The 13,109-nt window shown below is 29.9% G+C and carries 10 protein-coding genes and 1 tRNA gene; 1 reads left to right on the forward strand and 10 read right to left on the reverse strand.

Annotated features, from left to right (window positions below; translation table 11 throughout):
• Window positions 1-21: 21 nt before the first annotated feature.
• The 6 genes from fba to FYJ26_RS07300 form a co-directional block, all read right to left on the reverse strand.
• Window positions 22-891 carry a class II fructose-1,6-bisphosphate aldolase gene (fba, locus tag FYJ26_RS07275; protein WP_154541095.1) on the reverse strand — a complete coding sequence of 290 codons (870 nt, stop codon included), beginning with the start codon at window positions 889-891 and terminating at the stop codon, window positions 22-24.
• Window positions 892-900: 9 nt separating this feature from the next.
• A complete protein-coding gene (locus tag FYJ26_RS07280) occupies window positions 901-1,197 on the reverse strand; it encodes a thioredoxin domain-containing protein (RefSeq protein WP_154541097.1) in 297 nt (98 codons plus the stop codon).
• Window positions 1,188-2,906: a proline--tRNA ligase gene (locus FYJ26_RS07285; RefSeq protein WP_154541098.1), complete on the reverse strand. Its 1,719-nt coding sequence runs from the start codon at window positions 2,904-2,906 to the stop codon at window positions 1,188-1,190. Before FYJ26_RS07285 ends, FYJ26_RS07280 begins: the two co-directional genes overlap by 10 nt.
• A gap of 75 nt (window positions 2,907-2,981) precedes the next feature.
• Entirely contained in the window at window positions 2,982-3,470 is a 489-nt protein-coding gene (locus tag FYJ26_RS07290) for a PTS sugar transporter subunit IIA (protein WP_154541099.1), read from the reverse strand.
• 3 nt (window positions 3,471-3,473) lie between these two features.
• The gene (locus tag FYJ26_RS07295) at window positions 3,474-5,561 is read right to left on the reverse strand and encodes a Tex-like N-terminal domain-containing protein (protein WP_154541100.1); all 2,088 of its coding nucleotides are present in this window, start codon (window positions 5,559-5,561) and stop codon (window positions 3,474-3,476) included.
• 138 nt (window positions 5,562-5,699) lie between these two features.
• Window positions 5,700-6,854 (reverse strand): hypothetical protein, encoded by a 1,155-nt coding sequence (locus tag FYJ26_RS07300; protein WP_154541101.1) that lies wholly within the window; start codon window positions 6,852-6,854, stop codon window positions 5,700-5,702.
• Between the two features lie 94 nt (window positions 6,855-6,948).
• Between FYJ26_RS07300 and FYJ26_RS07305 the strand changes: the two genes are divergently transcribed.
• Window positions 6,949-7,023, forward strand: a tRNA-Thr gene (locus tag FYJ26_RS07305).
• Window positions 7,024-7,074: 51 nt separating this feature from the next.
• Here FYJ26_RS07305 and FYJ26_RS07310 read toward each other — a convergent pair.
• The 4 genes from FYJ26_RS07310 to dnaK all read right to left on the reverse strand — a co-directional run bounded on the left by FYJ26_RS07310 (window position 7,075) and on the right by dnaK (window position 13,097).
• The gene (locus FYJ26_RS07310; RefSeq protein ID WP_154541102.1) at window positions 7,075-8,529 is read right to left on the reverse strand and encodes a carbon starvation CstA family protein; all 1,455 of its coding nucleotides are present in this window, start codon (window positions 8,527-8,529) and stop codon (window positions 7,075-7,077) included.
• Between the two features lie 160 nt (window positions 8,530-8,689).
• Entirely contained in the window at window positions 8,690-9,985 is a 1,296-nt protein-coding gene (gene mtaB / locus FYJ26_RS07315) for a tRNA (N(6)-L-threonylcarbamoyladenosine(37)-C(2))-methylthiotransferase MtaB (protein ID WP_154541103.1), read from the reverse strand.
• On the reverse strand, window positions 9,985-11,097 hold the full coding sequence (gene dnaJ / locus FYJ26_RS07320; protein WP_154541104.1) for a molecular chaperone DnaJ: 1,113 nt from the start codon (window positions 11,095-11,097) through the stop codon (window positions 9,985-9,987). The genes mtaB and dnaJ overlap by 1 nt, the downstream gene beginning before the upstream one ends.
• Before the next feature lie 185 nt (window positions 11,098-11,282).
• A complete protein-coding gene (gene dnaK / locus FYJ26_RS07325) occupies window positions 11,283-13,097 on the reverse strand; it encodes a molecular chaperone DnaK (RefSeq protein ID WP_154541105.1) in 1,815 nt (604 codons plus the stop codon).
• Window positions 13,098-13,109 lie beyond the last annotated feature (12 nt).

The raw sequence follows: 13,109 nt of genomic DNA on the forward strand, positions 1-13,109 counted from the left end.
AGCCTTAGGCTCCGAAACTTTTTATTTATCTGCAGAATTTTCTCCTCCAAAGAAGTCTACTTTTTCACGTACCTTGTCTTTGATTGCTTCAAAACCAGGTTTTAAGACTTTTCTAGGATCAAATCCTTTTTTCTCTTTATCCTTGTTCTCTTCAAAGTATTTTCTAGTAGCCTCAGTAAATACAATTTGACATTCTGTATTTATATTGATTTTTGAAACTCCTCTTTCAATAGCTTTTTTAACTTGTTCTTCAGGAATTCCTGTACCGCCATGAAGTACTAGTGGAAGTTTTCCAACCGCTTCTTTGATTTCTTCAAGTCTTTCGAAGTTAAGTCCTTTCCAATCTTCAGGATAAACTCCGTGAATATTACCAATACCTGCTGCTAAAAAATCAACTCCAAGATCTGCAACTTGCTTACATTCTTTTGGATCAGCAAGTTCACCATTTGATATAACTCCGTCTTCTTCGCCTCCAATTCCACCTACTTCAGCTTCAACTGAAACATTTTTAGCATGAGCAAGTTCTACAATTTCTTTGGTTTTTTCTATATTTTCTTCAATTGGAAAATGTGAACCATCAAACATTATAGAAGTAAATCCAGCTTCAAGTGCTTTTTTTGCTCCTTCATATGAACCATGATCTAAGTGTAGAGCCACTGGAATTGTTATATTTAAATCCTTATCGAGTCCTTCTACCATTTTTGCAACTGTATTAAAGCCACCCATATATTTCATAGCACCTTCAGATACACCAAGAATTACAGCAGTATTTTTTTCTTGACAAGCCTCAAGTATAGCCTTGGTCCATTCTAGGTTGTTTATATTAAATTGACCAATTCCGTATCCACCCTCATAAGCTTTGTTTAACATTTCTTTTGCATTTACTAACATATTAACTCCTTATAAATTTATAGTCTTTATATTGAAATCATTTTTCTTTAGACTATCCTTGGTAAATATAACCAAGGATGGTATTTGATTAATACCCAATTTTTGCATTAATTCTCTATTTTTGTCAATATCTATAATAATTTTTGCCTTATCTTTATATTGATCTTCATTTTCTTTTAAAAATTCTTCCTTAATTTTATTTGAAAAAGATGACCAATTTGCATGAAATAAAGCTGTCACCTCCTTATTATCCTTAATAAGACTAAAAATCAAATCGTTTGACAATTTATCTTTAATTATTTGCATAAATCTTCTCTTACTGCTTCTATAATTTCTGAAATTGCTTCCTTTGAAGATATTTTTTTATTTTTCATATCACTTCTTTTTGAATATTCAACAATATCATCCTTACTATCTTTACCTACAGTAATTCTATAAGGAACTCCAACTAAGTCTCTGTCGTTAAACTTAACTCCAGCTCTTTCTTTTCTATCATCTAGCATAACCTCTATCCCCTCATTTAAAAGGTTTTGATAAATTTTTTCTGCAAGATTTCTTTGTTCTTCATTATTATTATTTACAAGTGTAATCCACACATGAAAAGGTGCAACTTTAGTTGGCCATATTATTCCATATTCATCATAATGTTGTTCAATAATTGCCGAAATAGACCTTGTTATACCTATACCATAAGAACCCATACTAAATGGCTTTTGCTTACCATTTTCATCTAAGAAGTAAGCCTCAAGACTTTCAGAATATTTTGTTCCTAGCTGAAAGATATTACCAACTTCTATTCCTCGAGCTTTCTTAAGCTTTTCCTTAGAGTCAAGTGATAAATCTCCTTCTTTGGCTGTTAATAAATCTTCTGCAACTTCTCCATCAAAATCTCTTTTATAGTTTGCATTTATAAAGTGGTGGTCGGTTTTATTTGCTCCTATAACCAAGTTTTTATACCTTGTTATGGATCTATCTATAATTACTCTTACATTTTCTTTTAAATCTTTAGGACCTGTAAATCCAGGTTCTGCTTCTGTGATTTTTTTGATAGTTATATCATCCATCATTTCGATTTCATGTTCTGGAACTTGAAGATAGGCTATAAGTTTTGCCATATTTAATTCCCTATCTCCAGGAACTATAACAAGAACCGGTTCTCCTCTAACTAATAGGTCAACAGCCTTAGCACATTTTTCTTTATTTACACTTAGAAAGTTTGAAACTTCTTCTATGGTTTTAGCATCCTTTGTTTCAACTAATTCTATTTCCTTTAGTTCTTCATTTTCATCAATTTCCAAGAAAAATTTAGCTGATTCATCTGTAGCCGCATAATCTGAATTTTCTGTATAGAAGATTTCACCTTCTCCAGTTTCTGCAAGAGCCATGAACTCATGAGACTTATTTCCACCCATAGCACCTGAATCACCTTCAACTATCTTATAGTCAAGGTCAAATTGATCAAATACATCTACATAAGCATCCCACATTTTTTGATATGATTTTTCAAGTCCTTGCATATCCTTATCAAAAGAATAGGCATCTTTCATAATAAAATCTCTTGATCTATTAATACCAAATCTAGGTCTTTTTTCATCTCTAAATTTAGACACTATTTGAAAAAGATTTAGTGGCAATTGCTTGTATGAATTTAATTCATCTTTTACAAGTGTAGTAAATTGCTCCTCGGCAGTAGGTCCTAAACAATACTCTCTATCATGTCTGTCTATAAGTTTAAACATTTCAGGTCCAAAATTTTGCCACCTACCAGACTTCTCCCATATATCCCTTGATTGAAGTACAGACGTAGTAACTTCTATAGAATCATATTTTTCCATAGATTTTCTTACTATACTTTCTATTTTATTTATAACTTTCATACCTAATGGCAAGTAGGAATAAACTCCTGATGAGCTTTTTCTTATAAAAGCTCCCCTTACCAACAGTTTATGACTTTGCGTTTCTGCATCTTGAGGATCATCTCTTAATGTAGGCATATAATAGTTCGATAATCTCATTTATCCTCCAAAGTATATATTTATTATTATTATAATTCCTTAAAAAATATTATCACATACAAGAAGTTTTTTCAATTAATCTTCTATTATAACCTTTTGAACCTCTTCATTAAGACCTGCGTCAAAATTAATCTCTGATAAACTATTATCTTCTAAATTTGCTACAATACATGGTGTTATGATTGATGGAACCTTATCTTTGATAGTTTCTATATCTACAGATAAAACTTTCTCTCCTGCTTTTACCTTATCACCAACTTTTACATGTGGAGTAAATCCCTCTCCCTTAAGTTCAACTGTTTCAAGACCAAAATGAACAAGCACTTCTATACCTTCTTCAGTTTTTATACCTATTGCATGGTATCCTTCTGGCTGAAGCGTAACCTCACCTGTAACCGGTGCATAAACTTCACCATCAACAGGTTTAATTGCAAAACCATCCCCCACCATTTTCTCAGCAAATACTGGATCTGGAACTTCTTTTAACTCTATAATTTCTCCATTTACTGGTTTTATTATAGATAATTCCTTTTTTTCTTTTTTTCTTTTTAAAAAATCAAACATCTTTTACTCCTTTATATTTTTCATTGATAAGCCAATTCTTTCTCTTTTCTTATCTATTTCAATTACTCTTACCTTAATTATATCAGAGTTTTTAACAATATCATTTGGATCTTTTATAAACTTATCACTCATATTTGATATATGAACAAGGCCGTCTATTCCAACACCTATATCTACAAAGGATCCAAACTCTGTGATATTTCTTACAGTTCCTGTAAGTTCATCTCCAATTTTTAAGTCATCAATTGATAAAACTTCACCTTTAGTAATTACTTCTGGAAGTTCATCCCTAGGATCACGTCCTGGTTTTTTTAACTCTTCTATTATATCTTTTAATGTTAATACCCCAACTTTAAGTTCTTTACTTAAATTTTCTAAGTTTACATCATTTAAATCTATTTCTTTAATTTTTTCGGCTATTTTATAACTTTCAGGATGAACTGCGGTATTATCTAAAAAATTTGGTGAGTCAGGAAATCTTAAGAATCCTGCTGCCATTTTGTATGTCTTTTCTCCAAGTCCTTTTACATTTTTTAAATCACGTCTTTCTTTTAGTTCTCCATTTTTAAATGCTTTCTCAATTCTTTTGGCTAGATTTAAATTAAGACCAGATACATATGATAAAAGTTTATAGGAGGCATTGGTCATATTGACCCCGACTTCATTTACACTATCTTCTACTACTTTTTCAAGTTCATCATCAAGTTTTTTTTGATTTATGTCATGTTGATATTGACCAACTCCAATATGCTTTGGGTCAATTTTTACAAGTTCTGCCATTGGATCTTGTAGTCTTCTTGCCATAGAAACTGCTCCTCTTATAGTTACATCAAGCTCAGGAAACTCTTCTTCACCTAGTTTTGATGCAGAATAAACACTTGCACCAGCCTCATTTACTATGGCATAGCTTACACCGTTAACTTCTTTTAAAAGCTCATTTACTACCTTTTCCGTTTCCCTGCTTGCTGTTGCATTACCTAATGCTATAAGACTTACCTTATATTTTTCAATAAGTTTTTTTAATGTGTTTATAGACTTTCTTACCTCTTCTTTTGGTTTTACTGGATAAATTACAGCCTGATCAAGATATTTTCCATTCTTATCTATAACTGCAACCTTGCAACCTGTCCTAAAACCAGGATCAAGCCCTATTATATTTTTATCTTTTATGGGTCTTTGAAGTATGTAAGGTTTTAAATTCTTGGAGAAAATCTTTATAGACTCATCTTCTGCTTCTTCTATCAACTTATTTCTAATCTCTGTTGTAATAGATGGTAGTAATAGTCTTTTATAGGAATCATCTATGGTATCACTTAACAATCCTTCCAAATAAGGATTTTTAGCCTCATATAAATTTTTAATTAAAGTCTTATTATAAGTATCTGTGAAAGTAAATTTCACCGATAAGTTGTCATTTTTTTCAGCTCTATTTAAGGCAAGAATTTGAAAAGGCTTAATATTTTTTATTTTTTCAGAAAAATTATAATAATTTTCATATAAAGCTTTGTCATCTTCTTTCTTTTCAGCCTCAATCCTTGCCCTAATGAAACCATCACGCCTTATTATATTTTTAACATCAATATTATTTGCTATATCTTCGGCCAAAATATCTAAAGACATTTTTATAGCATCTTCAGTAGAATCTATTCCTTCTTTTAAATAGTCTTTGGCAAACTCTATTGCATCTTGTTCTTGCTTTGCCTTAGTAAAAATCTTATCTAAAAGTTCATTTAAACCAAGTTCTTTTGCCCTATCAGCTCTTGTTTTTCTTTTTTTCTTAAATGGGGCATATATATCTTCAAGCTCAGTTATAGTTTTTGAATCCTCTATTTTATCTTTAAGTTCATCACTAAGTTTTTCTTGGTTTCTTAAAGATTGTATTATCTCTTCTTTTCTTTTTTCAAAGTTCCTAAGTCTTAATAATCCCTTTTCTATCTCTCTTATTTCAGTATCTTTTAGTGATTTAGTTTCCTCTTTTCTATATCTTGCTATAAAAGCTACAGTAGATCCTTCATCTAAAAGTCTTATAGCAGAATCTATTCTTTTTTTGTCTATATTTAATTCTTTCGAAAGAATCTTTGAAATATCCATTAAGCTCTCCTTATCCTTAAATTACAAAAATATAGGAAAATTAAATCCTATATTTCAAAATTAATTATGTATTTATACTATTACTATACTCCTTTTTTTAAATTAAAATACCCCAAATCTTAGGATTTGGGGAGCTTACTAGTTTTCTTGTATGAAATTAATCTTATATTTTGGGAAATTCATAGAGATTGTCTTTCCTTGAAACTGTCTATTAAATTTTTTATCTAGTTCATAAAGGTTTGATGGGTCGTATAGGACTATTTTAGAATTTGTCATATTTTGTGGAATTAGGTCAAGTTGAAATTTAAACTTACTTTTATTTTGAGAATATTCTATAAGTAAGTCAATAAATCTTCCATAATCATAATCATTGTAATTTTCAAATTCTAAGTCCACCTTATATTCTATATCTTCTTTTATAACTACTTTTGCCTTATTAGACTCATAAGATTTCTTCTGCCCAGTTTTAAGATTTGTCAAAGTTATAAGACTAATATTAGTGGTGTTTTCTAGATTTATCATAGAAAACAAATCTATATCATATAAATCTTTTTCCAAATCATTTAAATAAGTATTAATTCTTTTGTCAGAGTTTTCTACATCTTTTCTTATTTCTTCTTTATCAAGTCTTATGGTTTCATCCTTATTTATATTAGCTTTATCAGTTTTTAAAATTTTTCTGTCAGCATTTTTATTAGATTTTTTATTTTTTTTAAAAAAACCTTTCAAGTCATCAAATCTCATTCTATTATCATTATACTTTTTCATATCAATCCTTTTGTAGGTATTAAATAGACTGGTAAATACCATAAATAGAAATGAAAGTGAAGTAAGAGCAGTGATTATGCTTTGGTAGGTATTATTTTCTGTATTTATAAGAATATTTAAAATTAGCATTAGTAAGAATGGAAGAGATCCCGTATATCTAAAAAATCTTTTTATAGGATTATCTTTTTTTGTAAGTTTTAAATTCTTATCCTCATAGTACTCTTTCTTAGCCTTATTTTTTCTTATATTTTTTATTACTTTTAATAAAAATATTATAAATCCCACAATATATAAAATCTTTATTGTAATAAAAGTAATAGGGTAAATCTCATATATATCTATTGGAATTAGCTTTATTATATTGTCAATTACAAAAGTAAAGACCAACAAAAACAAACCTAGTTTAACAAATAACCTTGTAAGTAGTAATAATACCACTATTAAAACTAGGGCAGTTATTAAAATAATAGATATATTTCTTTGATTTAAGAAATTTAATATTTCATCATAATTTAAATTATTCATAAAACCACCTTTGAAATAATTATACCAAAATTAAATAAAAAGTCTAAATCTATATTTATTGAATATTTTAAATATTTTCGTATAATATAATTATGCTGGAATAGCTCAATGGTAGAGCAATTGTATCGTAAACAAAAGGTTGCGGGTTCAAGTCCTGTTTCCAGCACCATTTTTTTATAAAAAAAAGACTATTGCAAATGCAACAGTCTCTATTTTTGAATTATTCTAATACTATACTATTTATTCTATCTCTATTTTTTCTTGAATTTCTTACTATAAATACAGCATAAAGTATGGCTAAGACTGCACCTATAATATAAGATATTTTAATATCTAAACCAAAACCAATTCCCTTTGCATTAGTTATAAATGAAAATACTATAAATGTATAGAATATTCCAGGAATAAGTGTCATTAGGTAGTTTTTATTTTTAGTTATTAAATAAGATGTTGCCACACCTAAAGCAAAGATTGCAACAAATTGATTGGTAAATCCAAAATATCTCCAAAGAATATTAAATCCATTAGGATTTGACTTTGCAAAGAATAATATAGCTATGGCTGGTATAAATAGTGTAGCTGCAACCATGGCTCTTTTTGAATTTGATTTTTGATTGATATTTAATTCTTCAGATATTATAAGTCTTAGTGATCTAAAAGCGGTATCCCCACTTGTAATTGGAAGAGCTATTACACCTATAATAGCAAGATAACCTCCAATATTTCCCATAAAGTTTCTTGAGATTTGTCCAACCATTAGTGTTCCAGCTGTATCAAGAGCAGCAGCACCTGTAGAAAATAATACTAGAGCACCCGCAGCCCAAATCATAGCTATAAAACCTTCAGTTATCATAGCTGAATAAAATACGCTAGTTCCCTCTTTCTCACTTGATATAGTTCTTGAAACAAGAGTTACTTGAGAACCGTGAAATCCTGAGAGTATACCACAAGCTACAGTAATAAAAAATGAAGGTATGAATTTTTGTCCTTGAGGATGATTATATAGTAGTCCATATCCTTCGAATTGTAAATGAGGAAGACCTTTTATTAGTATACCTATAAATACTCCAATAGATGAAATTAGTAAAAAAGCTCCAAATATTGGATAAATTCTACCGATAATCTTATCTATTGGGAGAACAGTTGATAATATGTAGTATAAGAAAATGATACCATAGATAATCCATATAACATTTGAATTAGGATCAAGTCCTAGTATATCGTTTGCTATTAGATCTCCTGGTGTATATACAAAAACTGTTCCTGTAAGTAGTAACAAAACCGCAATAATTACATTATAAACTCTTCTAATATTACTTCCTAAATATTTTCCTACAAGCTTTGGAACTTGGCTTCCACCATTTCTCATTGAAATCATTCCTGTAAAATAATCATGAACTGCACCTGCAAATACACAACCCAAAGGAATAGCTAAAAAAGCAATTGGTCCAAATAATATACCTTGAATAGGTCCAAGAATTGGTCCTGTTCCTGCTATATTTAATAAATTGATTAGCCAATTTTTCTTCTTACTCATCGTAACATAATCGACTCCATCAGCCTTTTTAATGGCTGGAGTTTCTCTATCATCAGGTTGGAATTGATTCTCTACTAGTTTAGAATATAAAACTCCACCTACAAAAAGGATTATAAGTCCTATAAAAAATAATAACATTGTACCTCCTATATTAGTACTAATAATTCATTTTTATTATAAAACTTTTAATTGATAATTTCAATCTTTTTACAAACAAATAGAAAATTATCGTTAATTATTGACAAAAAAATTAACCTAGTCATATTTAGAATAAAAAAATCTAAATTGACTAGGTTTTTTAAAAAATTTCACCTATAAGATAATCTTCCTTATAAGATATAATTTTCACATTCCTTATATCATTTACTTTTACATCATCCTTTGTATGGACTCTTAAATAGTTTGTAGAATAACCAGATTTAAATCCTTTAAACTCTGTTTTTGTTTCAAAAAGAACTGATAAAGTTTTTCCTATTTGTTTTTTAAGGAAATCTTTTGTATTTTCTTTTTCAATTTCAGAAAGCTCTTTTGATCTTCTCTTTTTAACATTTCCATTTACTTGATTTTTCATAGTTGAAGCCTTTGTACCATCTCTTTTAGAATATTTAAAAAGATGAATTTTAGAAAATTTAATATCTTTTATAAATTCTTTGGTTTCTTCATGATTTTTTTCAGTCTCGTTAGGAAAGCCAACTATGATATCTGTTGTTATGCCTGCATTTGGAAAAACTTCTCTAATTAGGTCAACCTTTTTTTTGTATAATTTTGTATCATACTTTCTATTCATTAATTTTAATATTTCATCAGATCCTGACTGTAGGGAAAGATGAAAATGATCACAAGCTTTTTTACAAGCCTTCATTCTTTCTAAGAAATCTTTCGTAATATGTCTTGGCTCCATCGATGAAAGTCTAATTCTTTCTATTCCATCAATCTTTGCAATATGCTCTATAACATCTATTAATGAAATCTTTATATCAAAATCTTTACCATAGCTTGCAACATGTATTCCAGTTAGGACTATTTCCTTATATCCATTATCTCTTAACCTTTTAGCTTCATTTATTATGGAAACTAAATCTCTCGATGCTATATTTCCCCTTGCATAAGGAATTAAGCAATATGAACAATACATATTACATCCATCTTGAATTTTTATATATGCACGGGTCATATCTGATTGCTTCGAAATTTCTAAATCTTCTATTGACTCTTTCTTGGTAAAATCCTCTACATTTTCAGTTTTTATCTGATCTTCTATAAATTTTACACAAAGATCAACTACTTCTTCTTTATTTCTTGAACCAAGAATTATATCTACTCCCTCAATTTCTTTGACCTCATCAGCCTTAACTTGGGAATAACATCCAATGACTGCAATGATAGCATCCTTATTTTCACGTCTTGCCCTTGATATTGTTTGTCTTGATTTTCTATCACTCATATTGGTTACAGTACAGGTGTTTATAACGTAGATATCTGCGTTTTCTTCACGTTTTTCAAAGCCTCGTTTTTTAAATATTTCTTCTATAGCTTCTGATTCGTATTGATTAACCTTGCAACCTAGAGTTTTAATATTAAATGTTTTATTCATCAGTCAAATAAATCCTTTAATTTTTCGAAAAAGTTCTTATCTTCTTTTACTACATCTCCAGAAACTTTTGCAAATTCTTTAAGCTTTTCTTTTTGTTCTTTAGAAAGATTTGTTGGCGTTATAACTTTTACATAAAAATAAAGATCACCTTGTCTTTTGTTGGATTTTATTCCTTCATTTTTAAGTTTAAACCTAGTGCCAGTTTGAGTTCCTTCAGGTATATGATATTCTTGAGTAGTTGTAAGTGTTGGTATATCGATATTTCCACCTAAGGTAGCTGTTTGGAATGAAATTGGCATCTCATAGTAAATATCAAGTCCGTCTCTTTTAAATATTTCATGGTCCTCAATCTTTAATATAATATAAAGATCTCCAAATGGACCACCATTAACACCAGCATGACCCTTGCCAACTATTCTTATTACAGAATCATTTTCAACGCCACTTGGTACATCTACCTTTATTTTCTCACTCTTATAAACTCTTCCTTGACCATGACAAACATCACATTTTTCTTCGATTATTTCACCTTCACCATGACACTTATCACAAGTAGTTTGTCTTGATACTGTTCCAAAAGGGGTTTGACTTATATTATTTATAACTCCAGTACCATGACATTTATCACATGTGTGTTTTTTACTAGAATCTTTTGCACCAGAGCCATGACAAGTTTCACACTCTACTTCTCTTCTTACTTGAACTTCTTTTTTTATTCCAAAACAAGCCTCTTTGAAAGATAGGTTTAAAACTTGTTGGATATCTCCACCTTTTCTTGGTCTTTTTATATTTTGGCTTCTTCCTTGATTAAATATATCTCCAAAAAAATCTCCAAATATGTCGAATCCTCCAAATCCTTGCGAAGAAAATCCTCCACTTCCCGCCGCTCCATTTTCAAATACAGCAGAACCATAAGTATCATAGCGTCTTTTCTTTTGAGGATCTGATAGAATTTCATAAGCTTCATTTATTTCTTGAAATTTTACTGTAGCAGTCTCATCATCTGGATTTAAGTCTGGATGGTATTTTTTTGCAAGCTTTCTATATGCTTTTTTTATATCTGCCGAGCTTGCATCTTGACCTATCTCCAATACTTCATATGGGTTTTTCATTTATCCTCCAATACAAAAAAAATAAATTATCACTAATTTATTTTTTAATCTTTTAATTTATAATTTTATACTTTTATCTTAAGCTTATTTATTATACCTTATTTGATAAAAAAATTAAATTATATCTTAAAAATAATAATAAAGAATAAGGGACATTTATCCCCTATTCTTTATTTTTTTGTTTATTACTCTTCATCATCTACAACTTCATAGTCAGCATCTACTACATTATCATCATTTCCTGAATTTTCGTTAGAATTTGTTCCTTGAGTGTTTTTGTACATTTTTTCACTCATAGCGTATATTTCTTCTTGAAGAGCTTCTGTTTTAGCCTTGATATTATTTGTATCATCAGTTTTCAAGCTATCTTCAAGGTCTTTAATTTTTCCTTCAATTCTTTCTTTTTCTTCGCCTTCAATTTTAGCGTCTTCTAGGGTTTTTCTAGCTTGGTAAGCTAATGATTCACCATTATTTTTAATTTCAATAGCTTCTTTTTTCTTCTTATCTTCTTCAGCAAATTTCTCTGCTTCTTTTACCTTTTTATCAATTTCTTCATCTGTAAGATTTGTTGATGATGTGATTGTAATTTTTTGTTCTTTTCCACTTCCTTGGTCTTTTGCAGACACATTTACAATACCATTGGCATCTATATCAAATGTAACTTCTATTTGTGGAACCCCACGTCTTGCAGCTGGTATTCCTGTAAGTTGGAATCTACCTAATGTAGTATTGTCCGCTGCCATTTCTCTTTCACCTTGTAATACATGGATATCTACATCAGTTTGTCCATCTGCTGCAGTTGTAAATATTTGAGATTTCTTTGTAGGTATTGATGTATTTCTTTCTATAAGCTTTGTTGTAACTCCACCTAAAGTTTCAATTCCTAATGAAAGTGGTGTAACATCAACTAATAGTATATCCTTTACATCTCCTGATAAAACTCCACCTTGAATAGCTGCACCTAAAGCAACACATTCATCTGGATTAATATCTTTTTGTGGGTCTTTTCCAATAATATCTTTTACTAATTCTTGTACTGCTGGAATTCTTGATGAACCACCAACCATTAGTACCTTTTGGATTTCAGATGCAGATACTGATGCATCCTTTAAAGCTTCTTCTACTGGTCCTCTTGTAGCTTCAACTAAGTCTCTTGTTATTTCTTCAAATTTAGCTCTTGTTACTGTTATATCTAAGTGAACTGGTTGACCATCTACAGCTGTAATAAATGGTAAGTTTACATTAGTTGTCTTTGTTGAAGATAATTCTTTTTTAGCCTTTTCAGCTGCATCTTTTAGTCTTTGCATAGCTGTAAGATCTTTTGTTAAATCAACACCAGTTTCTTTTTTAAATTCACCTGCTAGGTATTCAACTAATTTATTATCAAAATCATCTCCACCTAGTTTGTTGTTTCCTCTTGTAGCTAATACTTCAAATACTCCATCACCAACTTCTAGCACTGATACATCAAATGTACCACCACCTAAGTCATAAACCATTATCTTAGCTTGATCTGTTTCTTTATCCATACCATAAGCTAGGGCTGCTGCAGTTGGTTCATTTATAATTCTTTGAACATTAAGTCCTGCAATCTTGCCAGCATCTTTTGTAGCTTGTCTTTGTGAGTCTGAGAAATATGCAGGTACTGTAATTACTGCATCTGTAACTTTATCATTTAAGTAACTTTCTGCATCAGCCTTAAGTTTTTGTAAAATCATAGCTGAAACTTCTTCTGGAGTATATGATTTTCCATCTATTTCATTTGTCTTATAATCTGTACCCATTTGTCTTTTTATTGATGAAATTGTTCTATCTGGGTTTGTTATTGCTTGTCTTTTAGCAGTTTCTCCCACAAGTCTTTCTCCATCTTTTGTAAATGCTACAACTGATGGTGTTGTTCTATTACCTTCTGAGTTAGGGATTATTGTTGAATCTCCACCTTCAAGTACTGCAACCGCTGAGTTTGTGGTTCCTAAGTCAATTCCTATAATTTTTGCCATAAATAAATCCTC

Source organism: Anaerococcus porci (assembly GCF_009696575.1).
GTDB classification, from domain to species: domain Bacteria; phylum Bacillota; class Clostridia; order Tissierellales; family Peptoniphilaceae; genus Anaerococcus; species Anaerococcus porci.

What these genes read in the sequence shown, in the direction of transcription:
- fba (WP_154541095.1), bottom strand. Translation starts at nt 891, where the DNA reads ATGTTAGTAAATGCAAAAGAAATGTTAAACAAAGCTTATGAGGGTGGA.
- FYJ26_RS07280 (WP_154541097.1), bottom strand. Translation starts at nt 1,197, where the DNA reads ATGCAAATAATTAAAGATAAATTGTCAAACGATTTGATTTTTAGTCTT.
- FYJ26_RS07285 (WP_154541098.1), bottom strand. Translation starts at nt 2,906, where the DNA reads ATGAGATTATCGAACTATTATATGCCTACATTAAGAGATGATCCTCAA.
- FYJ26_RS07290 (WP_154541099.1), bottom strand. Translation starts at nt 3,470, where the DNA reads ATGTTTGATTTTTTAAAAAGAAAAAAAGAAAAAAAGGAATTATCTATA.
- FYJ26_RS07295 (WP_154541100.1), bottom strand. Translation starts at nt 5,561, where the DNA reads ATGGATATTTCAAAGATTCTTTCGAAAGAATTAAATATAGACAAAAAA.
- FYJ26_RS07300 (WP_154541101.1), bottom strand. Translation starts at nt 6,854, where the DNA reads ATGAATAATTTAAATTATGATGAAATATTAAATTTCTTAAATCAAAGA.
- FYJ26_RS07310 (WP_154541102.1), bottom strand. Translation starts at nt 8,529, where the DNA reads ATGTTATTATTTTTTATAGGACTTATAATCCTTTTTGTAGGTGGAGTT.
- mtaB (WP_154541103.1), bottom strand. Translation starts at nt 9,985, where the DNA reads ATGAATAAAACATTTAATATTAAAACTCTAGGTTGCAAGGTTAATCAA.
- dnaJ (WP_154541104.1), bottom strand. Translation starts at nt 11,097, where the DNA reads ATGAAAAACCCATATGAAGTATTGGAGATAGGTCAAGATGCAAGCTCG.
- dnaK (WP_154541105.1), bottom strand. Translation starts at nt 13,097, where the DNA reads ATGGCAAAAATTATAGGAATTGACTTAGGAACCACAAACTCAGCGGTT.